The sequence below is a fragment of the Alkaliphilus transvaalensis ATCC 700919 genome, assembly GCF_000621485.1.
GTDB classification, from domain to species: domain Bacteria; phylum Bacillota; class Clostridia; order Peptostreptococcales; family Natronincolaceae; genus Alkaliphilus; species Alkaliphilus transvaalensis.
The window spans coordinates 137,986-163,331 of sequence record NZ_JHYF01000009.1 but is presented as its reverse complement, the minus strand read 5'-3'; the positions used below and the strand labels follow the sequence as shown (position 1 = coordinate 163,331).

Here is a 25,346-nt window from a genome sequence, read left to right as displayed (position 1 = left end):
AATTAAGGGAGGGAAAATGATGAAAAAATATGCTGTTTTGCTGACATCAGTTTTATCAATATTTTTAGTGGTCAGTCTATATGTAAACGGAATTTTTGCTCAAAACCTAAGTTGGGGATCGAGGGGAGAAGAAGTCCGTGAAGTTCAAAGTAGATTAACTCGATGGGGTTATATGGAAGGAGCAGTAGATGGAGTTTATGGAGCTGAAACCTACAGAGGCGTAAGAAACTTTCAACAATCCAATGGATTAACGGTAGATGGGGTTATAGGGCCCCAAACAAGAGCTGCCTTAGGGATGCCCACTACTACGCCAACACCAACAACACCAGCTAGTGAAGGGGTATCAAGAAGTGATGACGTAAATCTACTAGCCAGAGCGATCCATTCAGAGTCAAGAGGAGAACCCTACGAGGGGATGGTAGCGGTTGGAGCAGTAATATTAAACCGTGTAAGAAGTCCTGAGTTTCCAAATACAATTGCTGGGGTAGTTTATCAGCCCTGTGCATTTGAACCAGTGAAAAATGGAACAATTAATAATCCACCAGGAGATGATGCTTTTAGAGCTGCAAGGGATGCTTTAAATGGATGGGACCCTACGAGTGGAGCATTATATTTCTGGAACCCAGCAACAGCCACAAGTCGATGGATTTGGACAAGAACCATTACTCTTAGAATAGGAAGACATGTTTTTGGTATATAGGAGGGATTAAATGAAAAGGTATATACTACCCATAATTTTAGCAATTGCTTTAATGGGAACAGGTGTATGGGGATATCAACAATATACACAGAAGGTAGATTATCATACTTACTTGGACCTACAGTTTCAAAGACAATTCTATGAACTAATAGGGCATGTAGAAAATGCTCAAGTAGACTTATCGAAGGCTATGGTATCTGGAAGCAATATAGATATTGCCCAATATTTAAATGATGTAGTAAAGCAGTCTTATATGGCACAAGAAAAATTAACCCAGCTTCCTTTTAATCATGGGGCAATTCGAACTACAGAAAAGTTTTTGAGTCAATTAGGAGACTATGCAACAGCTATGGTAAATAAGAGTCTAGAGGGGATTGTGTTAGAGGAAAATGAAATGAGTACGTTGGAAGAGCTACATACCTATGCCAACTATTTATCACAACAGCTCATAGAACTCCAGCAACAAGTGGTATCGGGAGGCGTAAATTTTGGAGATCTTAGAAAAGAGGGAAATAGAAGATTAGCCTTAGTCGACAGTCAGATGGAAGATTTAAATTTAATTAATATCGAAGAGAGAATGCAGGATTACCCAGAATTAATTTATGATGGACCTTTTTCTGAGCATTTAAAGGATGTTCGCCCAAGACTTCAGGGAAATACGGTAAACGAAGGGGAAGCAATTAGAATAGTTACTGAAGAATTTAAAGAATTTAATTTAGCCAATGCTAGAGTTATTGGAAGAATAGATAATGCACCAATTGAAGGATATTATATTAGAGGAGAAAGAAACGGAGATGCTAATGGGAGAGGCGTATCGGCTGCTGTTAGTAGAACTGGAGGAAAAATTATTTGGTATTTAGATCCTAGAGATATAGGAGAAAGCCAATTAGGGAGAGAAGAGGCGATAGAGCGAGCAGAAGAATTTTTAAAGCAAAAGGGCTATGAAGACATGGTGGCTACCTATGCAATGGCCTATGAGGGAGAAATGGTGGTAAACTTTGCCTATCAGCAGGAAGATGTCACAGTCTATACAGATTTAATTAAAGTTAAAGTGGCTCTTGATAATGGGGATATAATTGGTTTAGAGACAGAAGGTTTTTTAATTAATCACCATGACAGGGATATACCAGAACCTCAAATTAGTAAAGAAGCTGCTCAAGAGAGATTGTCTAGTGGAGTTGAGGTGGAGACTGTAAAACTAGCCCTTATCCCCACAGCTGGAAATAAAGAAATATTATGTTATGAATTTAAAGTTAAATTTGGGGCAGATCATTACTTAATTTATATTGATGCAGATAACGGCCAGCAAAGACGTGTGTTGTTGCTAATAGAAGGAGAAGATGGAACTTTAACAATTTAATTCTTAATCAAGCAGTTCATTGGCCAGTAGGAATCATTCTATTTTTCCTACTGGCTAATTTTATTATAAGCAATAGGTAAGCACTACTTTGATTATTTATAAATATATTCCTGGTTAAACCCTTAACAGGGAAGTTTTATTTTGCAATTTTCTCAATTATATTTTATTACAATTGACACGAAATCCTAATGCCGGGAATAAAGATATAGTATATAGATTTCTTCGAGGGGGAAGGATCATGAGCTTTATTGACAAGTTATCTAGTTCAGTATCTGATACAGCTAAAAGCCTAGGCAAAAAATCTAATGAGTTAATGGAGATAAGTAAACTAAATGTCAGTATTAGAAAAAGAGAAGAAGAAATTTTAAAGTTATTTGAAGAGCTGGGACAGTACGTTTATGGCCGATTAAAGAGGTTAAATTATATATCAAAAAGTGAAGCTGAAGCAACGATTATAGCTATAGAAAAGTTAGAAGAGGAGATAAAAACTCTGGAAAAACTAATTTTAAATATAAAAAAAATTAAATATTGTAGTGACTGTGAAATAGAAGCAGATGATGATGCCAGGTACTGCCCAACTTGTGGAAAGTATATAGGAGGTTAGATAGCTACTATTTTCCTTTTTTTTGATTTTAAAAATAGAAATGTTATAATAACATAGCTAGAATTTATACATGGGTCAGGAACTTCTTCATATATAATTTTGTGATATAAATATGTAGCTAATTGTGTTATATATCACAGAACAGCCTCTTGATCTATAGTAAAATTAACTTAAGATAAAATGAAAAGGAGAGATTACAATGGCTATAAGAAAAATAATCCAAATAGATGAAGAAAAATGTAACGGGTGTGGTTTGTGTGTACCAAATTGTGCAGAGGGTGCAATTCAAATTATTGATGGAAAAGCGAAGCTAATCCATGACAAATATTGTGACGGATTAGGGGCATGTCTGGGTCATTGTCCTGAAGATGCATTATTAATTATTGAAAGAGATGCCGATGAATTTGATGAAGAAGCAGTTGAAGCTCTATTAAATAGTCAAGGGAAATCACTAAAAGATCATCAGCAAGAAGATGGACACCACGGCCATCATGGACACCACGGGAATCATGGTCACGGACACCATGGTCATAGTCACCACGGACATGGGGGCGGCGGCTGTTGCCCAGGTAGTAAAATGATGGATTTTAAAGAAGATAAGGTTGTTGAAGAAACTGCTGTTGTAAGTAGTGGAGATATAGAAGTTAAGATAAAGCCACAACTTAGACAATGGCCCGTACAATTAAAACTTGTTCCAGTTAATGCTCCTTACTTTGAGAAGGCAGATTTACTAGTTACGGCAGATTGTGTACCTTTTGCTTACCCTAACTATCATATAGATCTATTAAAAGGTAAAGCAGTTGTTGTAGGATGCCCAAAATTAGATGACTTAGAGTTTTATATTGAAAAGCTAACAAAGATGATTGCAACTAATGATTTAAAATCAGTAACTGTAGCATACATGGAAGTACCCTGCTGTCAAGGAATTGTAATGGCTGTAGATGAAGCAATTAAGAGAGCCAATGTTTCGATTCCTGTTTCTAAAGTGAAAATCGGTTTACAAGGACAAAAATTATCATAGAAACACAACTCAAAAAACTACCTGCGAAGGTAGTTTTTTTATTACATGAAAACTATAGAAGAAATTGCATGATATAATATTACAATGAATTCAGTTATATTCCTCATTAAACCCGAAGTAACGAAGTTTTCATTTCATATTAGCATTTGACACACTAACATTAAGATTAATATAAATTTAATATATAATTTACTCAATAATTAAAAGCCTACAAAAAGTGTAGGCTCATAATTATTGTTTTTTAAAGAAATTTAGATCTTTTATACCATCTTTATAATCTACTTTTATCCCCTTACGGATAATCGTATCAACTTCTTCTCTTTCATAGTTGCATGATGTAAAGGCAATTTGGCATTGTACCTTATGTTTACAAGTATTGCATGCTATTTTTTGCATTTGAGGTAATTGTTTTTTAGAGAGCTCAATTAAACGTATATCCTCTTTCTTATTTTGGATAGTTTCCCTAATATAAGGGGTGACAGTTTTTAAGTATTGAGACTTAACTAGCTCCAATGCCTTTTTGCGATCCTTAGGGCGTATTAATTCGATATAGAAGCGATTGTGCTTAATTTCTCCTTGAATAGCTGTGGTGTTAATCGTTACGTATAGATCATGAGGAATTTCTAAATAATCTTTTTTAGGAATAATTTCCCCCGATAACTTTATGGGGAAAAGATCATCCAGATTATAACTTTCCTGTGAAAAAAGTTGAAAATACTGATTAAATTTGTTATTTTTAAGGAAGGATATTATTTGATAGAATATAATAGATGACAATATTATTAACAATGCTGTTAGTAAATAGTTTTTTAGCTCCATAATTTCAACCTCCTGTAATTATTGTATCATAAGTTAGATAGCAGGGCTTATGGTGAAATCTGGTTGGATGAAATTACATAAACAGTGTAGCTTTTACATTAATAATAAAATATTCAAATATACATTATGTAAATTAGGTTGTATTTAACACGTAGGTTATATTTAAAACAGGAGGTTTTTAGATCATTCTTTTATATGCTTTGCCAGACTAATGATAGTAAGTAAGGAAATTGCATAGTTGCCCATTGATTTACTCCTAAGTTTTATGTAATTTCCTCAAATATAGGGAAGAGGAGGTTGTATATGAATAAAATTACTTTCGATTATAGCAAAAGTATGATGTTTTTTTCTAAAGATGAATTAGATTATTTGAAACCTATGGTGGCAGTAGCCCACAAAATGCTTCATGAAAAAAAAGGTGCGGGCAAGGAATATATTGGTTGGCTAGAACTTCCCAATAAATTTGACCCCTTTTTAGTAAAAAAGATTAAAGCGACGGCAGTCAGGATTCAAGACAGTTGTGATGCCTTAGTTGTAATAGGAATTGGGGGTTCTTATTTAGGTGCTAGATCAGCAATAGAATTGCTAAACCACCATTTTTATAATCAATTATCTAAAGATCAACGAAAAACTCCCGAGATTTATTTTGTAGGTCATAATATAAGTGCTACATATTTGCAGCATCTACTTCAAGTATTAGAAGGAAAAGAAATCTGTATTAACGTTATTTCGAAATCTGGAACAACGACAGAGCCTGCAATTGCCTTTAGATTTTTTAAAGAACTTTTAGAAAAAAAATATGGAAAAGCAGGAGCAAAAGATCGAATAATTGCAACAACCGATGCTAAAAAGGGAGCTCTAAAGCAAATGGCAGATGAAGAAGGGTATAAAACCTTTGTAATTCCCGATGATATCGGAGGGCGCTATTCTGTCTTAACACCTGTTGGTCTTTTACCTATGGCGGTGGCAGGTATAGATATTGAAGAGGTACTTTTAGGAGCAAGGGCAGCTTATAAGGACGCACAGACAGAGGAATTAGAAGATAACCAATGCTATCAATATGCTGCAATTCGTAATATTCTCTATAGAAAAGGGAAAACGGTAGAAGTTTTAGTTAACTACGAACCTTCCCTACATTATTTTGGAGAATGGTGGAAGCAGCTCTATGGTGAAAGTGAAGGAAAGGATTTTAAAGGAATTTTTCCTGCTTCTGTAAATTTCTCTACTGATTTACATTCAATGGGTCAATACATACAGCAGGGTTTAAGAAATATATTTGAAACGGTTTTAGTAATTGGAGATAATAATAATGAGTTATTAATTCAGGTGGATGATAAAGATTTAGACGGTTTAAACTATCTTGCAGGAAAAAGCATAGATTATGTCAACAGTAAGGCTTATGAAGGAACCCTATTAGCCCACCAAGATGGAGGCGTACCAAATCTAGTTATTAATATCCCCAAAAAAACCCCCTATTATTATGGATATTTGGTTTACTTCTTTGAAAAGGCTTGTGGGATTAGTGGTTATCTGTTGGGGGTAAATCCTTTTGATCAACCAGGGGTAGAAGATTATAAACGAAATATGTTCGCACTTTTAGGGAAACCTGGTTATGAGAAACAACAAGCTGAATTATTAAGTAGATTATAGAGGAAATTGAACTTAAGTGTGCTACTATCACTCTTGTAACAAGTCTACAATAACTTGATAGCTCATTTGACTGGTTTATGTTAATATAAATATAAATAAAAATGTATTGAAGATCATTAAAGGAATGGTGGTAATAATATGGGGAAACTAGAACTTCAACCCATTGGTGTTTTTGATTCTGGAGTAGGGGGAATTAGTGTATTAGCAGACTTAATTCATCTGCTACCCAGTGAAAATTATATTTACTATGGTGACTCTGGTAATGCTCCATATGGCATAAAGGAGGCAGATGAGGTTAGGGGCAGGTCCCTTGAAATTGCAGACTTTCTAATTAAACAGGGGATTAAGGCCTTAGTAGTTGCTTGTAATACTGCCACCAGCGTAGCAGTAAATGAGTTAAGACAAAAATTAGAAATTCCCGTAATTGGAATGGAGCCAGCCTTAAAACCTGCAGTAGAAGGAACTAAAGGTGGGACTATTGCCGTAATGGCCACCCCTATGACCCTTAAGGAAAAAAAGTTTGACTGTCTAATTAGACAATTTGAGGGTAGAGAAATTCTTAAGCTCCCCTGTCCAGGGTTAGTTGAAATTATTGAAACTAAAGGAACATCAAGTCAAGAACTGGAAGACTATTTAAGGGAGCTTTTTTCATCGATAGATCTTGAAAAAATTGAGGCTATTGTTTTGGGTTGTACCCACTATGTATTCATTAAAGAGGCCTTAACTAGAATTGTTGGGGAAGAAATTAATCTAATTGACGGAAATTTGGGAACGGCAAGGCATTTGAGTAGAGTTTTACAAGAAACTAACCTCGTTAATAATCGAGATGAAGACACTCCAACATCGATTATTATGTATAATACAAGTCCAGCAGCAGATGTATTAGAATTAGGAAAAAGTCTATTACTGAAAAGGTTAGAGGCTTTAAGTTTTAAAGGTGAAGTAGTATTTTATGATCCTTCTGAAATTGCCTTTAAACAACATTCAAATATACAGTTAATTTAGCGAGAGGGGAAGTAACTCTGATGCAAGAAGAATCAAAGTATTATCGAACAATAGCCCTCATGATCTTATCGGCGGTTTTTTGGGCTGGTGCATTTATTGGTGGGAAATTGGCAGTAGAAGAATTTCCTCCCTTTGCTTTAACTTTTTTACGGTTTTTCTTTGCATCTATCTTAATCTTCTTCGTTATGGTGAAGTATGAGAAAAAAGATTGGCGGTTAAAGAAAGAGGACTATCCCACAATGGTTTTTTTAGGTTTAGTAGGTATGGTAGGGTACCATATTTTATTTTTCATTGCCCTTAAGCATACAACCGCAGTAAATGCTTCTATGATTGCTGCCATAAATCCTCTGGTAACAACCCTTTTGGCAGTAGTATTTTTAAAGGAGGGTTTAACTATTTCTAAAGTGGTGGGAATTTTAATTGCTTTGATGGGAGTAGTTTTAACAATTTCTAGAGGAGATTTATCGGCTCTATTAAATTTTACCTTTAACAAAGGAGACTTAATTATGCTGGCAGCTGTTAGTTGCTGGGCAATATACTCTATTGTAAGTAGACGGGTAATGATGAAATACTCCCCCCTCATATTAACAACCTATAGTTTTGTCTTATGTACCCTATTTACCCTTCCCTTTGCCCTTTGGGAAAATCCAGCAGTCTACCTTAAGAATACAACTGCACTAGGGTGGGGTGGAGTTTTATACATGGCTATTTTTCCTTCAACCATAGGTTATTTAGTACAACAAACCTCCATTAAAGAAATAGGTCCTACGAGAACAGCCATATTTATAAATTTAGTACCAGTTTTCTCAATGATTCTATCTGTTCTTATTTTAAAGGAGAAGGTAACAGTCTCCACGTTATTAAGTGTCCTTTTAATTATTGGAGGAGTCTATCTTACTACTAGAAAAAAACAGATGGAAAAAGGAATTAATACAGTTGGCATAAAAAAATCGGCATAGACCGATTTTTTTATGCCAGTAGGAAAATTCTACTTTGAAATTTTATAAAAATATTGTACATTGATTTTCAACATAAGTAGATTATTTAACTTTATTAAACTAAATAGTGTTAGAGGTATGTTTTTTAGCTAGAGCCTCTTAGAATTTTTTTGATGGAAGACTTTGTTCTTTTAGATTAGGTGAGTTACTGATATAATAACGTCATGGGAGGTGCAGGTCATGATTATAGCAGAAATGATGTTAGCCTTAATGAATAAACTTGGAATAATCATCATTTTAGCATTCATTATATCCAAAGTAGGCATTTTTAGAAAATTGATTATGAAGAAACAGATCACAATAGTAGATAAAGTGTTATTAGCAGTGGTCTTTGGTCTTATAGGGATTATGGGAACCTACTCCAGTGTCCCCATCTACGGCGCATGGGCTAATACTCGAATTGTTGGAGTGATGGTAGGTTCATTACTGGGTGGACCCTTTGTAGGGCTGGTAGCTGGGGTTATTGCTGGGGGACACAGGTATTTAATCGATATTGGTGGGTTTACTGCCCTAGCCTGTGGAATCGCCACAATTGTAGAAGGGCTAATAGGAGGTTACGGTAGCTATTATATTAAAAATAAACAAGGAAAATGGCGGTATGCCCTGTTTATTGGGATATTTGCAGAAATTATACAGATGCTAATTATTTTAATAATTGCTCGTCCCTTTTATGCTGCCTTTAACTTAGTACGAATTATTTTATTACCAATGGTTTTAGTAAATTCGATGGGGATAGCTATTTTTATTGGGCTTATCGAGAATATTTACGCAGAACAAGAGAAAATTGCTGCAGGTCAGGCAGAAAAAGCTCTTAAGATTGCTAATATGACGTTACCCTATTTCAGAAGGGGTTTAAATCGAGAAGTGGCTGAAAAAGTAGTAGATATTATATATGAATTTGTAGATATTGCAGCTATCTCAATTACAGACCACAAAGAAATACTTGCCCATAGGGGAATTGGGGAGGATCATCATAAGTCAGGAGAAATTATTCAAACTGAGGCAACACGGGAAGTTATTGAAAGGGGCCAATATAGAATTATTTCTAGACAAAAAGATATTCAATGTAGTCATCGGGACTGTAGACTAAAGTCGGCAATTGTAGTGCCATTAAAGGAAAGAGATAAGGTGGTAGGAACCTTAAAAATATATAAAAAAGATGAAAATAGTATTACAACAGTTGATTTAGAGTTAGGATTAGGGCTGGCTCAGCTTTTTTCCACTCAAATAGAGTTAAGTAAAGTAGAAGAGCAAAAGAAGTTTCTGATTGAATCGGAGCTAAAAACCCTACAGGCTCAAATCAATCCACATTTTTTATTCAATGCCATTAATACAATCGTTTCTTTTATGCAGTTTGATTCCATAAAGGCTAAAAATCTTTTAATATCTTTATCAGAATTGTTTAGAAAGAGCTTGAAGTGTAGTCATGATACTGTAGGGATTCAAAATGAGTTAGAGCATATTGAAGCCTATTTAGAGATTGAAAAGGCAAGGTTTGGTGATAAGTTGTTGGTGAAGTATCAACTAGATGATGATATTCAATGCCAACTGCCGCCACTGATTTTACAGCCTTTAGTAGAAAATGCAATTATTCATGGTATTCTTCCTAAGAAGAAGGGTGGATGCGTGGAAATTAGATCTAGTAGAGAAGCAGAAGACATCTTGTTAGAGGTAATTGATAATGGTGTTGGTATGGGTACGGGACAAATTGAAAAACTTCTAAAGGAGGACCCCACCAACAATTCAGTAGGTTTAATGAACGTAAATAAGCGACTAGTTAATCTTTATGGTGAAGAATATGGACTAAAGATCTCTAGCCAATTAGATCAGGGGACAAGGGTCTGTATAAAAATTCCTAAATCAGCATAGGAGGAATGATATAATGGCTTATAAAGTAGTAGTAATTGACGATGAAATGCCCGCCAGAAGAATCATAACACATTTTTTATCTAATTATCTTGATTTTGTGGTGGTGGCAGAAGCATCTAACGGGGAAGATGCCATTGAGATTTGTAGAGAAAAGCGACCTGATGTTGTTTTTATAGATATTCACCTACAGGATATGACGGGGATAGAAATAGCCAGTGAATTGATTAAAATGAAGAAGATTCCTAAAATTATTTTTGTTACGGCCTATAGCGATTATGCCCTTAAGGCCTTTGAGTTTTCAGCTATAGATTATCTTTTAAAGCCTATTGATGAAAATAGATTTGAAAAATGTATTAAGAAACTGCAGAAAGAAATGGGGAAAAGTGAAAGTCCAACCCTTGAAACGGTGGAGGCTTTATTAAAGAAGCATCTTCAGGTCGAGCATTGCAGACAAAAAATAACCCTCGAAAAGGATGGCAAACTCTATGTTTTATCTTTGAAGGATCTCATTTATATTGAAACGGAAGAAAGAAGTACGAAGGTAATAAGTAAACGAGGGGAGTTTATTACCAACTTTTCAATGACTGAATGGGAAGAGCGGTTAACCCAGTATGGTTTTTATAGGCCCCACAGAAGCTTTTTAATTAATCTTGAGGAAATTGACGAAATTGTTGTATGGTTTAATAACAGTCTTCAGGTTAGAATGAGAGGTTACGAAAAAAACAATATCCCTATTAGTCGTAATAAGGTAAAGGAGTTTAAAGAACTTGTAGGGATAGAAAATTAGTAAAGATTGTACACAAAAAACATCTATATAAACACTTCATACAGCATAATTGACATCTTAAGAAAAAATTAATAATTATATATATACCTCCTATATAATGAAATAAACATAATATTTATATAATTTATTTTATTATTATTTTAAGGAGGTCTTTTTTATGGGATTTTTTCTTTTATCGGTAGTCATTTTGGTGGCGGGCTACTTTATTTATGGTAAGGTTGTTGAAAACGTATTCGGAGTTCAAGAACAACGATTAACTCCCGCCCATGAGTTGAAGGACGGTGTTGATTATGTACCAATGCCTTGGTATAAAATCTTTTTAATTCAGTTCTTAAATATTGCTGGACTAGGGCCAATCTATGGAGCTATTGCAGGAGCCTTATGGGGGCCAAAAGCATTTATTTGGATTGTGTTGGGAAGTATTTTTGCAGGTGGAGTTCATGACTATTTTTCTGGAATGCTATCCATCAGAAATAACGGAGCTAGTGTGTCAGAAATAGTAGGGAAGTATTTAGGTACATCTGCAAAACAATTTATGAGAATTTTTTCTGTAGTATTATTAATTTTAGTAGGGACAGTTTTTATGACTGGGCCAGCAAGATTATTGGGAAGCTTAAATTTTGCAGGAATAGAATCTTATCAAGTTTGGTTAGGTATTATATTAGTTTATTATTTCTTAGCAACAATTTTACCAGTTGATAAAATTATAGGAAAGGTTTATCCCTTATTTGGAGCGGCATTGTTGGTAATGGCAGTTGGTATTGGAACGATGTTAATCGTTAAAGGCTACCAGTTACCTGCTTTAACCATGGATAATATTCACCCAAGTAACTTACCTATTTGGCCACTATTATTTATAACCATTGCCTGTGGTGCCATTAGTGGGTTTCATGCTACTCAATCACCTCTTATGGCAAGATGTGTTGAAAATGAAAGATACGGTCGTAAAATTTTCTATGGTTCAATGATTGCAGAAGGGATTATCGCTTTAATTTGGGCAGCAGCTGCAATGTCTTTTTATCAAGGAACAGAAGGTTTATTTATAGCAAATGATGCTGGTGGTCCAGGTGCAGTTGTATATGAAATTTCTACAGCCCTTTTAGGTGGCTTTGGTGGTTTATTGGCGATGCTTGGTGTAATAGCTTGTCCTATTACTTCGGGAGACACAGCCTTTAGAAGTGCCCGTTTAGTAGTTGCCGATTTCTTAAAGTCAAATCAAAGTAAAGTGAATAAACGTTTAATGTTGGCAGTTCCTTTATTTATTATTGGTTTCTCTTTAAGCTTAATTGACTTTAATATTGTTTGGCGATACTTTGCATGGTCAAATCAAACATTAGCTACTTTTATGCTTTGGGCATCGGCAATGTATTTAGCACAGAATTTAAAGTTCCATTGGATTGCTACAATTCCAGCAACCTTTATGACGGCAGTAGTAACAACTTATATTCTACAAGCACCAGAAGGGTTTGAACTGTCTACTTCAATTTCTTATCCAGTAGGAATCGTTACTGCCCTAGTAATCTTTTTATTATTCTTATTTAAAATTAAAAAAATTGACCATAATGTACCAAGTGAGACCCAAGCTTAATTAAAAAAAACCTCCATTTTCTGATATGGGGGTTTTTACTAATTCAGGTTTTAGTTTCGCTGGATAAAGAAGCTATAGAAAACCCATACTATTATTGATCAATAATATATGAAGGAGGTTTTTGTATGAGACTTCATGCTGAAGTAGCACTTTATCCTTTAAAAACCAATAATGCCAGTCAAGTAATAAATGACTCTATTAATACTCTGCAAAATCAAAGGGTTACCTATAATGTCGGTTCTATGGACACCCACATACAAGGGAATGATGAAGAGGTTTGGAACAGCTTAAGGAATCTGTTTGATGAAGCACAAAATTCTGGTGGCGAAGTTAGTATGGTAGTTACAATTACAAATGCGGCTGATTAGTTAAGTTAAAGGAGATGGTCAAACATCTCCTTTTAAAATGTTACAAATGATAGATTTGAGACAGTTACCTTCTTTTAAACTTAAATACTAACTACAATTTTACATAAAATTGAAGGGTTAGCATAAAAGTTTCTAACATCCTTTGAATTAATTGAACCTATTACTTCTTAACTTCTAATAGTTTTGATAAGGCTTTAGTATAAATGCTACAACATTTTAGTAAAGAATCTATTGATATGTACTCATCCCGTTGGTGGGCAGTTTTTTCTTCACCAGGGAAAAGGGCACCGAAGGCAACAAAATTATCAAAAGCTCTAGCATAGGTGGCCCCACCAGTACTTAGAGGGGTACTATCCAGTTTAGTTTCTTCTTCAAATACGCTTCTTAAGGTTTCTACTAAAAAATGATCCTTGGGTACATATAAAGAAGGTAATGAATCTAGTATTTCAAAAGATAAATCATATTCTATGGCTTTATTCTGAAGTGGAGTTAATACTTCATCCTTAGTTTTTGTAACGGGGTATCTAATGTCTAGATAAAGTTCTTGAGTTTGATCACCAATTAAAATTTTGCCCATATTAATGGTTAATTTACCAGAAGCTTCATCTTCAAACTTACCAAAAATATTGCTACCATAACAGTCTAAGGCAATTTCATTTGATATAAAATCTAATAATTTTGTATGTGCTCCTGCTTTAGAAAGGGTTTCACCTGCTAATCCAATAGCATTAAGACCTTGCCAGCTCTTTGCTGAATGGACTGATTTTCCATGAAATAAAATAGTAGCTTGATCTTGATTTGTCTCAACTTTAATATTTTCATTTTCAACTATGTTGGATAAATTTTTTCCTACGTATGTACAATGGTCTGCTACACTGTTTAATGCTTCTCCACCCTTAAGGCTAAAATCTGCCCCCCTGGGAAGACTCAGTTTTATTTGCAATAGACCCTTTTCTGCATTAATTAGGGGAAAATCAGAATCAGGAGTAAAGCCATAGTGGGGTGCTTCTTCTAACTCCTTGTACTTTGTAATACCCTTCCAATGGGTTTCTTCATTCGTTCCTAAAATTAATCGAACTCGTTTATTAAGAGGGATATCAGAATCTTTAATAACCTTCATACTATAAAGGGCAGCCAATAAAGGCCCTTTATCATCAATAGCCCCTCTACCATAGAGTTTATTGTCATGGATCTCTCCTTTAAAAGGGGGATAAGTCCACTTTTCTGGGTCACCAGTAGGGACGACATCGAGATGGGCTAGGAGTCCAATTAAATCAGTACCTTCTCCCATTTCTACATAGCCATAGTAACCTTCATGGTACTTAGTCTTAAAGCCCATTTCATCTGCTAACTTTAAAACAAAACGTAAAGCCTCATCTACACCCTCTCCAAAGGGCATACCTTCTAGAGCTGGGGCTTCAACACTATCAATTGCAATTAACTTTTGAAGATTCTTAATGAGTTCATCTTTTAATTTACTAACAGCATTTTGAATGTTTGCCATTGTTAAACTCCTTTCATTTTAAGGATTACTCCATTATGATACCACATTTAGAATAAAAATATAATTTCTTTAGGTTATTGGCTATGGGATTAGATTTTTTTATATTGTAATAAAGGTGAATCATAAAGGAACTAGTTAAAGGAATATACATAAATAAAGTATTTCAATTGTGAAGGAGATATTATATGTCTAATAATAAGTTTTTAAAGGGGGCATTTATTTTAGCCTTTGCAGGGTTATTTGCAAAATTTCTAGGTATATTCTTTAAGATCCCTCTTCAAAGGTTAATCCATGATGAAGGAATGGGGCTATTTGGCCTTCCATATCCAATCTATACGGTGCTACTTGCAGTATCGTTGATCGGTTTTCCCGCTGCCATATCTAAATTAATTTCAGAGAAAATAGCTGTAGATGACCTGTATGGTGCGAGAAGGGTTTTTAGAGTTTCTTTTTTTATGCTTTTTATTATCGGTATGTTTACTTCATTATTTTTATTCTTTAGTGCAAATTATATTATAGAATTATTAGAATGGCCAAGTGAGGCCTACTATTCCATCATAGGGTTAGCCCTTGCCCCCTTCTTTGTTTCGGTAATGTCGGCCTTTAGGGGATACTTTCAAGGAATGCAAATGATGATGCCTACTGCTGTGTCTCAAATTGTAGAGCAGATTGGTAGAGTCGTGATAGGAGTAGGGCTAGCTTATCTATTTGTTGGTAGAGGCGTAGGTTTTGCAGCAGGGGCTGCCTCTTTCGGAGCAACGGCAGGAGCCTTTTTTGGGATGATTGTTATGATTATTAGCTATTTTAGCTATAATGGCTTTAATCAAACCCCGATAGATCATAAAGGAATTGAAAAAACATGGGACATTATTAAAAGAATTACATGGTTGGCCCTGCCAATAACCGTCGGGGCAGTTTTAAGCTCAGTGATGGGGTTAATCGATTCTATCATTGTCCATTCCCGCTTAATTGAGAGTGGCTTTACTGTGGAAGGCGCAACTATTTTGTATGGGCAACTTACGGGGAAGGCAGTTACATTAATGAATGTTCCTTTGACTTTTAGTATGGCTATGGCAGCTAGTTTAGTACCAGCAATTTCAGAATCCTATAGTAGAAGGAAAAATTATGAATTAATTGAAAAGATCGTAGCTGGAATTAAAACCACCGTCATCATTGCACTCCCAGCTGCAGTAGGCCTTTCCATTATGTCTCAAGAAATTGTTCATTTATTATGGGGAGAAACCGAAGCCGGAGGGGAAATATTAAAGATTTTAGCTTTAAATGTAGTATTTATTTCTCTTGCCCAAACCTTAACTAGTATACTGCAAGGTATGAATAAAGTCTTTTTACCTGTTAGAAATCTGATCATAGGAGTTATTGTAAAGATGGTGGTTAGCAATCTACTGTTAGTAACTTACCTAAATATTATTGGTACAGTAATTGGCACTATTGCTGGCTATCTAGTAATCATGTTATTAAATTATTTTGAGTTAAAGCGGCTAATTAAATTTAAAATCAATCTTAAAGAAGTTTTCATTAAACCAATGATATCGGCTATCGTAATGGTTTTTGGTGTGCAACTTACTTTTAAGTATAGTCTAGGAATCGTTACGATTGAAGCCTTATCAACTTTAATCTCAATCGTTGTTGGCGTGATTCTCTACTTTGGAATGTTACTTCTAATGGGTGGAGTCGATAGAAAAAATAAATCTTCCTTCTTTTAATTTTTTCTTCTCCCTTATTCATAAAAATATGAATAGAGGGAGACTTTTTTATCCAAAATAGTATTAGTGCAAGATACTTGCAAAAATACTAAATGGAGGAGATTACATGAAAAAATCTAAATTATTACCTTTATTGTTAGTAGTATTGATGATTTTCGCTGTGGCAGTAGGTTGTGCACCAGCAGAAGAAACCCCGCCGCCAGAACAAGAAACACCACCACCAGCAGCAGAAGAGCCACCAGCAGATACACCTACATATGCCGATGGTGAATATCGTGCAGAAGGTGAAAGAGGCGAAAGAGGATGGATGCCCTTTATTGAAATTACCATATCTGGTGGAGAAATTACTAGTGTAACCTATGACGAAGAGCACGAAGACGGTCGATTAAAATCAGAAGATGAAGACTATAATGAAAGATGGGAAGAGCAAGCAGGGGTTAGTGCTGTAGAAGCTTATCCAGCATTAGAAAATAGTTTAATTGAAACCCAAGATATTGAACAGGTTGAAACAGTAACTGGAGCAACAGCTTCATACAACGACTTCGTTTCAGTTGCAAGAATAGCCCTAGAGGAAGCTGAAGATAATTAAAGGAGGCCTCACCTTGGAGCAAAAATTTATGGTTAGAACAGAGAACGGATTGTCAGAGGCTATTGCAAGGGACGAAGCAATAAAAAGAGTTAAGGAATATGCTGACCAAGGGATAGAAGCTTATATTGTTTCTCAAGATGAAGGAGAAAGAATAAAGGCCAGTGGTAATCAATTTAATAAACCAACCTGGAGTTAAGTTGGAATGTAATTTAAACCCCTCTATGGTAAATAGAGGGGTTTAGTCTGTAGAAGAAGCTTATCTTATTTGAAGAAATTGCATAATTAATATTTAAAGTAATGCAAAATGAAACTTCGCTAAGATTTGGGACATCTGCTTTTCACAATGGACGACTCAGCTTTCACCTTTGCATAAAACGAATTTAAGTTCAGATTTATGGTATGATACAATTTCCTCATTTAACACATATACTATGATTTTATAGTATCAAAATTTTTTTTGTTAAAATGACATATTTGTCATATGACAGGGTTGACACATCGTTTCTTTTGAGATATTATGGTATCAAAGGAGGTTATTTAATTGCCAAAAGACACATTTTACAACTTAATTGAAGAAAAGCAAAAGAAGATCTTTTCTGCAGCAGTTGAAGAATTTTCTACAAAACGTTATAGTGAAGCCTCTATCAACCAAATTATTAAAAATGCTGGTATTCCTAGAGGTAGCTTTTATCAGTACTTCGAAAATAAAGAAGATTTATATTTATATGTATTAACTGAAATTGGAAAAGAAAAGATGAATGTAGCAAAAAATTCTAAACAATTGAAACCAGATGCAGATTTCTTTGATACTTATCTTCATATGCTAGAGATGATCTTAACGTGGGCTGAAGATAATCCTAAATATTATCAAATTGGGGCATTAATGGATATGGATGACAGTGACTTCATAACAAATTTAAGGGAAAATTTTCCTGATGGTTTCCAACTTTTAAAAGACCAAATTGAGATTGATAAAAAAAGAGGGCTAATAAAGCCTGATGTAGATGCCAATGCTGTAATCGATTTAATCTATGCTTTAAATCTCAGTTTTGTAAAAGAGTTTTATAAAACAAGATCTGCTGAAAATTTATTAAAAAAGACGATGGACTTTTTAAAAATTATAAAAGGAGGGATTTCAAGTGTTTAATGTAAAAAATTTAAGCTACCAATACCCTAAAAGTAAAGGCAATACCATTGATGGAATTGACTTTGAGATTAAAGAAGGAGAAATATTTGGTTTCTTAGGTCCAAGTGGAGCAGGAAAAAGTACAACTCAGAAGGTTTTAATTAAGCTGTTACCAAATTATCAAGGAGAAATTGAATATAAAGGGAAATCTTTGGCTAGTTATCATGATGAATTTTATGAAGATATAGGTGTGTCCTTTGAGATGCCAATTTCCTTCTCAAAACTTACCGCTATGGAGAATTTAGCGTTCTTTAAAAAACTTTATAAAAATACTGTTGATGTAGAACCTCTGCTAAAACGGGTAGGATTATGGGAAGACCGTAACAAAAAAGCTGGAGAATATTCAAAGGGAATGAAAATTCGATTAAATTTCGTTAGGGCATTAATTAATAATCCCAAAATGCTTTTTCTTGATGAACCCACTAATGGATTAGACCCTGTTAATGCAAGAATTATGAAGGATATGGTCTTAGAGTTTAAACAACAAGGGGGAACGGTTTTCTTAACTAGTCACATTATGAGTGATATTGAACAGTTATGTGATCGAGTAGCCTTTATTGTTGATGGAAAATTAAAAGAAATAGATTCTCCAAGAAACCTTAAGCTTAAATATGGAAAGCGTAGCGTTAAGATAGAATATAAAGAAGCGGGTAATCTGATTAGTAAAGAATTCTCGATGGAAGAAATTAAACAGCCAGAATTTTGCCAGTTATTACAAAGCAAAGAAGTTGAAACCATCCATAGTGGAGAAACAACCCTAGAAGAAATCTTTATAAAGGTGACGGGGGTGGGGCTTAATGGCTAACCTACAAGTACTTGTTAAGGGAGAATTTGATAGATTAAATAAATATAATTTATTTTCCGCCAATTTTGTTGCTTTACTTTTTTGGTTAGTGATTGCATGGTTTTTTGAAGGGCAAGAACTTCAAATATTTATCCCCTTTATTTTCTTGATGGATAGTACAATGATGACTATTTTACTGGTTGGAGCCACCCTCTTTTATGAAAAGAAAGAGCATACCATTAACTCCATCATGATTTCTCCAATCACAGAAAGACAATACCTTTTTTCGAAAGTGTTAGTTAATGTTCTTAATTCTCTTTTTACTGTAGCCTTTGTATCTATTGCCTTATACTTGATGAAGGGCGTAACCTTTAACTACTTATTACTAGTTGGAGGGGTGATTATCGTAACTGTTGTTCATACCATGATTGGCATTAGAATAGCTTACATGGCAAAGGATTTTACTTCAATGTTGGTTTATTTTATCATGTATACTTTTATTTTTCTCCTACCATCAATCCTTATATTAGTTGGGGTTATCAGTGCTGATTTTGGTAGATATTTAATGATCCTTCCACCAGAAGTTTCAAGAATCCTTATAAATGCCAGTGTAGGAGAAATAGAAACTGGAAAGCTTTTATTTGGATATGGGTATCTTATTTTGTTGTCCATTGGATTATATCGATTTATGATTAAGCCCAAATTTATGGATTATGTCATGCGGGAAACGGGGGTGTAGAAAGTGATCTTAACTATGGCAAAGTTTGAAATAAAGAATCTAATTCGAGAGAAAATGACTGCCGTAATGATGATTTGGCCACTGCTGTTAGGCGGAATTGGTAAGTATTTAATTCAGCAGGAGGTGGTGGAGGGTCAGGCTATGGGGGTTGTGGCTATGCTGATGGCATTACTGGCAGGTTATGCCTATGGAGCTATGGCGGGCTTTTCCCTATTGGATGATCGAGATGATCAGGTTTTTGAGTCGATTCAAATTTCTCCAGTCTCTCTAAAACTTTATATATGGTTTAAAATTGCCTTTGTCTATCTTCTTGCAGTATTAGCTAGTTTCTTTATCATTTGGTTTACTGGGGCCATTGAAATGTCTGGGGGAAATATTCTATTAATTGCTTTGTTATCATCCCTTCAAACCCCCATTAACGCCCTCTTGATCAATGCATATGCAAAGAATAAAGTAGAAGGTTTTGTAACCATGAAGGCTACTGGTTTTATGTTAATGCTACCAATAGGAGGATTTTTCTTTCTAGATGCTAAAGAATGGTTATTTGCTATAGCCCCTGGTCATTGGGCTGGGAAGGCTGTTCAATTTGCTTTATTAGAACCACAAATTAATGCAGGGTTTATAGACATGAACCTAAATTTTTATCAATATATTGGAATAGGAGTCTTTTACAATTTGATTTTAATGACAGTTGCCTTTAGGATCTTTAAAAAGAATAATAATCTTTAAGGGGGTAATGAAATGTCAATTTGGTCAATGATCTTCTTTTTACTGGCAGTCTTCTATTTCGTTGGTGGTATCTTTGAATTTCCCATTATGTTCGAAGGAAATCCTAAAACAAGGTTACTAATGAGTAAGATGGGTAAGAAAAATCTTAAAATAATGATTTATCTATTTGCAGTTGCATTTACTATTTTAGCTTTCATGCTGAGATAATGATTTTACAATGGCTTTAGGGGCGTTTATATAAAAACGCTCCTATTTTTTTTTCTGATAATAAATGAGGAAGGATAAGAAAGAATATAGTAGAATTTATGGCAAAAGGGGTCTAATATAAGACTTAAGTACCCTTGTATTTCATCTCAAAAATATGTAATATATACAATATGTAGTGTTTAACTTAGATAAAAGTACAATAGGAGGGGTATGATGGCTGTTAATAAGATACAAAAACGAAACGGAGAAATTGTTGATTTCAACAGCACTAAGATCAAAGATGCCATCTTTGCAGCGGCGAAATCAGTAGGTGGAACAGATGAAATGACGGCGGTAAAACTAGCCAAAATTGTAATTGATATTACAAATGAAACCTACGGAGTTAGTATTCCATCAGTTGAAGATATACAAGATATAGTAGAAAAAGTGCTAATTGAAGAAGGACATGCAAAAACTGCAAAGTCTTTTATTTTGTATAGAAGAAGACACGAAGAAATCAGAGAAGTTAAAAACCTTTTTATGGATGCAGAAAAAATGGTTGAAGAGTATGTTAATCTTGAGGATTGGCGAGTAAATGAAAATGCTAATATGGGATATTCTCTACAGGGCCTTAACAATCATATTGTAGAAAGTATAACGTCTAAGTATTGGCTTAATAAAATATATACAAAAGATTTAAGAGATGCTCATATTAGAGGTGATTTACATATACATGACTTAGGTCTTTTAGCCCCCTATTGTTGTGGTTGGGATTTGGAAGCCTTCTTAAGAAAAGGATTTAGAGGTGCAGAAGGTAAGATTGAATCTAAACCACCAAAACACTTTGAATCAGCTTTAGGTCAATTAGTAAATCTTTTATATACATTACAAGGAGAATCTGCAGGTGCTCAAGCAGTTTCTAGTATAGATACATATTTAGCACCATTTATCTATTATGATAACTTAGATTATAAACAAGTAAAAAAAGCGGTACAACGGTTTATTTTTAATTTAAATGTACCAACAAGAGTTGGGTTTCAAACCCCCTTTACTAATGTTACATTAGATATTACACCCCACCAGTTATTAAAGAATCAACCAGTTATTATTGGTGGCAAGGCAATGGATAAGACCTACGGGGAGTTCCAAAAAGAAATGGATCTATTTAACCAAGCCTATTGTGAAGTAATGATGGAGGGCGATGGAGCAGGTAGAGCCTTCAGCTTCCCAATACCAACCGTAAATATTACAAATGACTTCCCTTGGAATTCACCAGTGGTAAATTCCATCATGGAAATGACCAGAAGATTTGGAACCCCATACTTTGCTAACTTTGTAAATTCAGATCTTTCACCTGAAGATATTCGTTCTATGTGTTGTCGATTACGTCTTGATAACCGTGAGCTTAGAAAAAGAGGTGGTGGACTATTTGGTGCAAACCCATTAACTGGATCAATTAATGTAGTAACATTAAATATGGCTAGGATCGGATATGTAGCCAATACGCCAGAAGAATTTAAGAAAAGAGTTAGAGAATTAATGGAGTATGCTAAAGAAATCTGCGAAGCTAAGAGGGCTGTGTTGGAAGAGTATATGAATGTAGGATTATATCCATATTCAAGATACTATCTTCAAGGGGTTAAAGACTCCACAGGAGAGTACTTTAAAAATCATTTCTCTACCATCGGCTTAAATGGTATGAACGAGGCATGTATTAATCTTCTTGGCAAAGATATAACAACGGAAGAAGGAAACGAGTTTGCTGTGGAAGTAATGGAATTTATGAACCGAGTAATTCAAATCTTCCAAGAAGAAACAGGAAGCCTTTGGAACTTAGAAGCTTCACCAGCAGAAGGTACAGCTTATCGTTTCGCACGAATGGATAAAAGGGTATATCCTAAAATATTTACTCAAGGGGATGAAGAACCTTATTATACAAATTCAACCCAATTACCAGTTGGTCATACGAAGGATATCTTTGAAGCAATAGAGTTACAAGAAAAACTACAGACCCTATATACTGGTGGAACAGTCCTTCATGGCTTTATCGGAGAAGAAGTTGAAGATATAGAAACTTGTAAGCAATTGCTACAAAGAATTATGGAAAATAGTGAGATTCCTTATTTTACAATTACCCCTACCTTCTCTATTTGCTCAGACCATGGCTATATTAAGGGAGAGCACTTTGAATGTCCACAGTGTGGAAAAGAAGCAGAAGTTTGGACTAGAGTTGTTGGTTTCCATAGACCAGTTCAGGCTTGGAACAAGGGTAAAAAAGAGGAGTTTAAAGACCGTTTAGAATTTGATGCTAAAGTTAGTTTAGAGCACAAAATCGAGGTTGTTAAAGAAGAAAAAGTTAATGCAGTTTAATGAGGGGAGCGTTACTCGATGAATATATTAGGGATTGAAAAATCTTCCTTTATCGATTACCCCAACAGAATATCTACAGTGGTTTTTACAGGAGGGTGCAACTTTAGTTGCCCCTTCTGTCATAATGGACACCTTTTAAAGGAAAAAGAAAAACCCTTCGATACAGAAGAAGTATTAAATTATATAAAGAAGCGAAAAAAATTTATTGATGCTGTATGTGTTACTGGAGGAGAACCTACCCTACAAAAAAATCTAAAGGGATTTTTAAAATCTCTTAAAGAAGAGGGGTTTTGGGTAAAGTTAGATACAAATGGAACTAAACCAAAGTTACTGAAGGAGCTAATCGAAGAGAAACTAGTAGATTATATTGCAATGGATCTTAAGGCTCCTCTACATGATTATAGTAAAGTAGCCATGATACCAGTTGATATAACTGCTATTAAGGAAAGTATAAACCTTATCAAGAATAGTGGGCTAGATTATGAATTTAGAACTACCGTCTGTGAAGAATTACTTAAACCAGAAGATCTTTTAAACTTAGCAGAAGAAATTAAAGGAGCAAAGAAATTTTATCTTCAAAACTTCAGAGATGGGGATACGGTATTAGGTGGAAGTAATCAATATACACCATACCCTAAAGAAGTATTAAAAGAGATTCAGGAAAAGATTAAAAAATGGTTTGAAGTTTGTGGTATAAGGTAATAGATGAAAAACTGCTTTAAGATTAAGGTGGATATATTGACAAATATCGGTATATAATATAGAATATCAACAATAAGTTAGTGTATTGTGCATACATAAAGATGTAAAATACATTCAGTAAATAATAAAACCCTGAGGAGTTGTCACGGCTCCCTAGGGTTTTCCTTAATAGATAAAAAGGAGGTATAGTGATGTCAGAGTATGAAAACATTGAGAATCTTGAAGGTGAAGACAATGCAGCCATTCCTTCAAATTTTCTAACAAGAATTGTAGAAAAGGACATTGAAGAGGGTGCTTTTACTAGACAGATTCATACCCGTTTTCCCCCCGAACCAAACGGTTATCTTCATATAGGCAGTGCCTATGCAATTAACATTAGTTATGGAATTGCGGAAAGATTCGGTGGTAAATTTAACTTAAGATTCGATGATACAAACCCTGCTAAAGAAGATGAAGAGTATGTAATCTCTATTAAAGAAGATATGCAGTGGATGGGTTTTGATTGGGAAGATAGATTATTCTATGGTTCCGATTATTTTGAAGAAATCTATGAAGCGGCTATTAAGTTAATTAAAAAGGGTAAGGCTTACGTTTGTGATTTAAGTCAAGAAGAAATGAGAGAATATCGAGGTACCTTAACAGAGCCAGGGAAAAATTGTCCTTATCGTGATAGATCGGTTGAAGAAAATCTAGAATTATTTGAAGGAATGCGAAAGGGAATGTACCCAGAAGGTTCAAGGGTTTTAAGGGCTAAAATTGATATGTCTTCTCCAAATATCAATTTAAGAGATCCCGTTATCTATCGTATTCAATATACAAAACATTATCGAACTGGAGATACTTGGTGTATTTATCCAATGTATGACTATGCCCATCCTTTACAAGATGCAATAGAAGGGATTACCCACTCTTTATGTTCTATTGAATTTAAAGATCATCGTCCCCTATATGAATGGGTATTAAATGAAGTTGAAATTCCAGCACCTCCAAAGCAAAGGGAGTTTGGAAGAATGAACCTAAAGGGTGTTGTTACCAGTAAACGTTACTTAAAGCAATTGGTAGCGGGAGCCTTTGTTGATGGATGGGACGACCCTAGACTACCAACCTTAAGGGGTCTTAGAAGAAGAGGATATACGCCAGAAGCCATTAAACATTTCTTAAATGAAATTGGAACCTCTAGAAGCGAAAGTATTGTTGACGTAGCAATGCTAGAGCATAGTATCCGAGAAGATTTAAAAACAAAGGTTCCAAGTGTTATGGCTGTTTTAGACCCGTTAAAGGTGGTAATTACTAATTATCCAGAAGGACAAGTTGAATGGTTAGAGGCAGATAACAACCCTGATAATCCAGAATTAGGTTCTAGGAAAATTCCTTTTTCACGGGTAATTTATGTAGAACGAGAAGACTTTATGGAGAATCCTCCTAAAAAATATTTTAGATTGTTCCCAGGAAACGAGGTGCGTCTAAAATATGCTTACTTCATCAAGTGTGAAGAGGTGATAAAAAATGAAGCAGGAGAAGTAGTAGAGCTTCGTTGTACCTATGACCCAGAAACTAAGAGTGGTAGTGGTTTTACAGGAAGAAAAGTTAAAGGAACCCTTCATTGGGTGGCAGCTGAAGAAGCTAAAAAGGTAGAGGTACGTCTCTATGATCATCTTTTAAAGGAAGATGGGCCACTAGATAAAGAACCAGATTGGAATGAAAAAATAAACCCAGAATCATTAGTAATTCTTAAAGAATGTTATGTAGAGCCCTTCTTAAAGGATGCTAAACCAGAAGATAAATTCCAATTTATGCGACATGGTTATTTTAATGTAGATACTAAGTATTCTACATCAGAGAATCCAGTTTTCAATAGGATCGTATCCTTAAAAAGTTCTTGGAAGCCAAATAAGTAATTAATATATAATGAAGTAAAAGATAAATAGAAGAAAAAACCTCCTAGAGAAGAAGGGATCTTTGGAAACCTTTTAGCTTTAGGAGGTTTTTTGATAGTTCTATAGGGAATGTCGTAATAATACAGAAAAATTTCTTTATTCAAATTAAAAAAATTGACTAATGTTG

At 34.7% G+C, this 25,346-nt stretch carries 24 protein-coding genes; 22 read left to right on the top strand and 2 right to left on the bottom strand.

What is annotated here, in order from left to right:
- Nucleotides 1–19: 19 nt before the first annotated feature.
- The 4 genes from sleB (at nt 20) to T335_RS0108325 (ending at nt 3,685) form a co-directional block, all read left to right on the top strand.
- Nucleotides 20–700: a spore cortex-lytic enzyme gene (gene sleB, locus T335_RS0108340; RefSeq protein ID WP_026477142.1), complete on the top strand. Its 681-nt coding sequence runs from the start codon at nt 20–22 to the stop codon at nt 698–700.
- Between the two features lie 10 nt (nt 701–710).
- Complete coding sequence (gene ypeB, locus T335_RS0108335) at nt 711–2,060, top strand: germination protein YpeB (RefSeq protein ID WP_026477141.1); 1,350 nt, start codon at nt 711–713, stop codon at nt 2,058–2,060.
- Between the two features lie 238 nt (nt 2,061–2,298).
- Entirely contained in the window at nt 2,299–2,664 is a 366-nt protein-coding gene (locus tag T335_RS0108330) for a zinc ribbon domain-containing protein (protein WP_026477140.1), read from the top strand.
- 199 nt (nt 2,665–2,863) lie between these two features.
- The gene (locus tag T335_RS0108325) at nt 2,864–3,685 is read left to right on the top strand and encodes an ATP-binding protein (RefSeq protein WP_026477139.1); all 822 of its coding nucleotides are present in this window, start codon (nt 2,864–2,866) and stop codon (nt 3,683–3,685) included.
- Between the two features lie 231 nt (nt 3,686–3,916).
- Here T335_RS0108325 and T335_RS20200 read toward each other — a convergent pair whose 3' ends face one another.
- The gene (locus T335_RS20200) at nt 3,917–4,504 is read right to left on the bottom strand and encodes a hypothetical protein (RefSeq protein WP_034328045.1); all 588 of its coding nucleotides are present in this window, start codon (nt 4,502–4,504) and stop codon (nt 3,917–3,919) included.
- Nucleotides 4,505–4,807: 303 nt separating this feature from the next.
- Here T335_RS20200 and T335_RS0108315 point away from each other — a divergent pair, with 303 nt between their 5' ends.
- The 7 genes from T335_RS0108315 to T335_RS0108285 all read left to right on the top strand — a co-directional run bounded on the left by T335_RS0108315 (nt 4,808) and on the right by T335_RS0108285 (nt 12,769).
- Nucleotides 4,808–6,154 carry a glucose-6-phosphate isomerase gene (locus tag T335_RS0108315; protein ID WP_026477138.1) on the top strand — a complete coding sequence of 449 codons (1,347 nt, stop codon included), beginning with the start codon at nt 4,808–4,810 and terminating at the stop codon, nt 6,152–6,154.
- Between the two features lie 138 nt (nt 6,155–6,292).
- Nucleotides 6,293–7,159, top strand: a complete 867-nt coding sequence (gene murI, locus T335_RS20195) for a glutamate racemase (protein WP_051569206.1) — start codon at nt 6,293–6,295, stop codon at nt 7,157–7,159.
- A 20-nt stretch (nt 7,160–7,179) separates the two neighbouring features.
- A complete protein-coding gene (locus T335_RS0108305; RefSeq protein ID WP_242837268.1) occupies nt 7,180–8,118 on the top strand; it encodes a DMT family transporter in 939 nt (312 codons plus the stop codon).
- A gap of 219 nt (nt 8,119–8,337) precedes the next feature.
- Nucleotides 8,338–10,026, top strand: a complete 1,689-nt coding sequence (locus T335_RS0108300) for a sensor histidine kinase (protein WP_242837267.1) — start codon at nt 8,338–8,340, stop codon at nt 10,024–10,026.
- A 13-nt stretch (nt 10,027–10,039) separates the two neighbouring features.
- Complete coding sequence (locus T335_RS0108295) at nt 10,040–10,813, top strand: LytR/AlgR family response regulator transcription factor (protein ID WP_026477135.1); 774 nt, start codon at nt 10,040–10,042, stop codon at nt 10,811–10,813.
- Between the two features lie 157 nt (nt 10,814–10,970).
- A complete protein-coding gene (locus T335_RS0108290) occupies nt 10,971–12,401 on the top strand; it encodes a carbon starvation CstA family protein (protein ID WP_026477134.1) in 1,431 nt (476 codons plus the stop codon).
- A gap of 125 nt (nt 12,402–12,526) precedes the next feature.
- Nucleotides 12,527–12,769, top strand: a complete 243-nt coding sequence (locus T335_RS0108285) for a YkoF family thiamine/hydroxymethylpyrimidine-binding protein (RefSeq protein WP_034328043.1) — start codon at nt 12,527–12,529, stop codon at nt 12,767–12,769.
- Between the two features lie 160 nt (nt 12,770–12,929).
- Here the strand turns inward: T335_RS0108285 and T335_RS0108280 are convergent, their stop codons facing one another.
- Nucleotides 12,930–14,273: a M20 family metallopeptidase gene (locus tag T335_RS0108280; RefSeq protein WP_051569205.1), complete on the bottom strand. Its 1,344-nt coding sequence runs from the start codon at nt 14,271–14,273 to the stop codon at nt 12,930–12,932.
- 185 nt (nt 14,274–14,458) lie between these two features.
- Between T335_RS0108280 and T335_RS0108275 the strand changes: the two genes are divergently transcribed.
- From T335_RS0108275 to T335_RS0108225, 11 genes are all read left to right on the top strand, one after another.
- Nucleotides 14,459–15,997 (top strand): putative polysaccharide biosynthesis protein, encoded by a 1,539-nt coding sequence (locus T335_RS0108275; RefSeq protein WP_026477131.1) that lies wholly within the window; start codon nt 14,459–14,461, stop codon nt 15,995–15,997.
- Nucleotides 15,998–16,103: 106 nt separating this feature from the next.
- Nucleotides 16,104–16,586 (top strand): FMN-binding protein, encoded by a 483-nt coding sequence (locus tag T335_RS20190; protein ID WP_051569204.1) that lies wholly within the window; start codon nt 16,104–16,106, stop codon nt 16,584–16,586.
- A 13-nt stretch (nt 16,587–16,599) separates the two neighbouring features.
- Nucleotides 16,600–16,782, top strand: coding sequence for a hypothetical protein (locus T335_RS0108265; RefSeq protein WP_026477130.1), 183 nt, complete (start codon nt 16,600–16,602; stop codon nt 16,780–16,782).
- Between the two features lie 345 nt (nt 16,783–17,127).
- Nucleotides 17,128–17,733 carry a TetR/AcrR family transcriptional regulator gene (locus tag T335_RS0108260; RefSeq protein ID WP_026477129.1) on the top strand — a complete coding sequence of 202 codons (606 nt, stop codon included), beginning with the start codon at nt 17,128–17,130 and terminating at the stop codon, nt 17,731–17,733.
- On the top strand, nt 17,726–18,577 hold the full coding sequence (locus tag T335_RS0108255) for an ABC transporter ATP-binding protein (RefSeq protein WP_026477128.1): 852 nt from the start codon (nt 17,726–17,728) through the stop codon (nt 18,575–18,577). The genes T335_RS0108260 and T335_RS0108255 overlap by 8 nt, the downstream gene beginning before the upstream one ends.
- A complete protein-coding gene (locus T335_RS0108250) occupies nt 18,570–19,295 on the top strand; it encodes a fluoroquinolone export ABC transporter permease subunit (protein ID WP_026477127.1) in 726 nt (241 codons plus the stop codon). The genes T335_RS0108255 and T335_RS0108250 overlap by 8 nt, the downstream gene beginning before the upstream one ends.
- A 3-nt stretch (nt 19,296–19,298) precedes the next feature.
- On the top strand, nt 19,299–20,024 hold the full coding sequence (locus T335_RS0108245) for a hypothetical protein (RefSeq protein WP_026477126.1): 726 nt from the start codon (nt 19,299–19,301) through the stop codon (nt 20,022–20,024).
- A 12-nt stretch (nt 20,025–20,036) separates the two neighbouring features.
- Nucleotides 20,037–20,231 carry a hypothetical protein gene (locus T335_RS0108240; RefSeq protein WP_026477125.1) on the top strand — a complete coding sequence of 65 codons (195 nt, stop codon included), beginning with the start codon at nt 20,037–20,039 and terminating at the stop codon, nt 20,229–20,231.
- Nucleotides 20,232–20,444: 213 nt separating this feature from the next.
- Nucleotides 20,445–22,580 carry a ribonucleoside triphosphate reductase gene (locus T335_RS0108235; protein ID WP_026477124.1) on the top strand — a complete coding sequence of 712 codons (2,136 nt, stop codon included), beginning with the start codon at nt 20,445–20,447 and terminating at the stop codon, nt 22,578–22,580.
- Between the two features lie 18 nt (nt 22,581–22,598).
- Nucleotides 22,599–23,282 (top strand): anaerobic ribonucleoside-triphosphate reductase activating protein, encoded by a 684-nt coding sequence (locus tag T335_RS0108230; protein ID WP_026477123.1) that lies wholly within the window; start codon nt 22,599–22,601, stop codon nt 23,280–23,282.
- Nucleotides 23,283–23,473: 191 nt separating this feature from the next.
- Entirely contained in the window at nt 23,474–25,180 is a 1,707-nt protein-coding gene (locus T335_RS0108225) for a glutamine--tRNA ligase/YqeY domain fusion protein (protein ID WP_051569202.1), read from the top strand.
- The last annotated feature ends 166 nt before the right edge of the window (nt 25,181–25,346 follow it).

What these genes read in the sequence shown, in the direction of transcription:
- T335_RS0108280 (WP_051569205.1), bottom strand. Translation starts at nt 14,273, where the DNA reads ATGGCAAACATTCAAAATGCTGTTAGTAAATTAAAAGATGAACTCATT.
- T335_RS0108300 (WP_242837267.1), top strand. Translation starts at nt 8,338, where the DNA reads ATGATTATAGCAGAAATGATGTTAGCCTTAATGAATAAACTTGGAATA.
- T335_RS0108315 (WP_026477138.1), top strand. Translation starts at nt 4,808, where the DNA reads ATGAATAAAATTACTTTCGATTATAGCAAAAGTATGATGTTTTTTTCT.
- ypeB (WP_026477141.1), top strand. Translation starts at nt 711, where the DNA reads ATGAAAAGGTATATACTACCCATAATTTTAGCAATTGCTTTAATGGGA.
- T335_RS0108290 (WP_026477134.1), top strand. Translation starts at nt 10,971, where the DNA reads ATGGGATTTTTTCTTTTATCGGTAGTCATTTTGGTGGCGGGCTACTTT.
- T335_RS0108305 (WP_242837268.1), top strand. Translation starts at nt 7,180, where the DNA reads ATGCAAGAAGAATCAAAGTATTATCGAACAATAGCCCTCATGATCTTA.
- T335_RS20190 (WP_051569204.1), top strand. Translation starts at nt 16,104, where the DNA reads ATGAAAAAATCTAAATTATTACCTTTATTGTTAGTAGTATTGATGATT.
- T335_RS0108285 (WP_034328043.1), top strand. Translation starts at nt 12,527, where the DNA reads ATGAGACTTCATGCTGAAGTAGCACTTTATCCTTTAAAAACCAATAAT.
- T335_RS0108330 (WP_026477140.1), top strand. Translation starts at nt 2,299, where the DNA reads ATGAGCTTTATTGACAAGTTATCTAGTTCAGTATCTGATACAGCTAAA.
- T335_RS0108235 (WP_026477124.1), top strand. Translation starts at nt 20,445, where the DNA reads ATGGCTGTTAATAAGATACAAAAACGAAACGGAGAAATTGTTGATTTC.
- T335_RS0108240 (WP_026477125.1), top strand. Translation starts at nt 20,037, where the DNA reads ATGTCAATTTGGTCAATGATCTTCTTTTTACTGGCAGTCTTCTATTTC.
- T335_RS20200 (WP_034328045.1), bottom strand. Translation starts at nt 4,504, where the DNA reads ATGGAGCTAAAAAACTATTTACTAACAGCATTGTTAATAATATTGTCA.
- sleB (WP_026477142.1), top strand. Translation starts at nt 20, where the DNA reads ATGAAAAAATATGCTGTTTTGCTGACATCAGTTTTATCAATATTTTTA.
- T335_RS0108250 (WP_026477127.1), top strand. Translation starts at nt 18,570, where the DNA reads ATGGCTAACCTACAAGTACTTGTTAAGGGAGAATTTGATAGATTAAAT.
- T335_RS0108275 (WP_026477131.1), top strand. Translation starts at nt 14,459, where the DNA reads ATGTCTAATAATAAGTTTTTAAAGGGGGCATTTATTTTAGCCTTTGCA.
- T335_RS0108230 (WP_026477123.1), top strand. Translation starts at nt 22,599, where the DNA reads ATGAATATATTAGGGATTGAAAAATCTTCCTTTATCGATTACCCCAAC.
- murI (WP_051569206.1), top strand. Translation starts at nt 6,293, where the DNA reads ATGGGGAAACTAGAACTTCAACCCATTGGTGTTTTTGATTCTGGAGTA.
- T335_RS0108325 (WP_026477139.1), top strand. Translation starts at nt 2,864, where the DNA reads ATGGCTATAAGAAAAATAATCCAAATAGATGAAGAAAAATGTAACGGG.
- T335_RS0108295 (WP_026477135.1), top strand. Translation starts at nt 10,040, where the DNA reads ATGGCTTATAAAGTAGTAGTAATTGACGATGAAATGCCCGCCAGAAGA.
- T335_RS0108225 (WP_051569202.1), top strand. Translation starts at nt 23,474, where the DNA reads ATGTCAGAGTATGAAAACATTGAGAATCTTGAAGGTGAAGACAATGCA.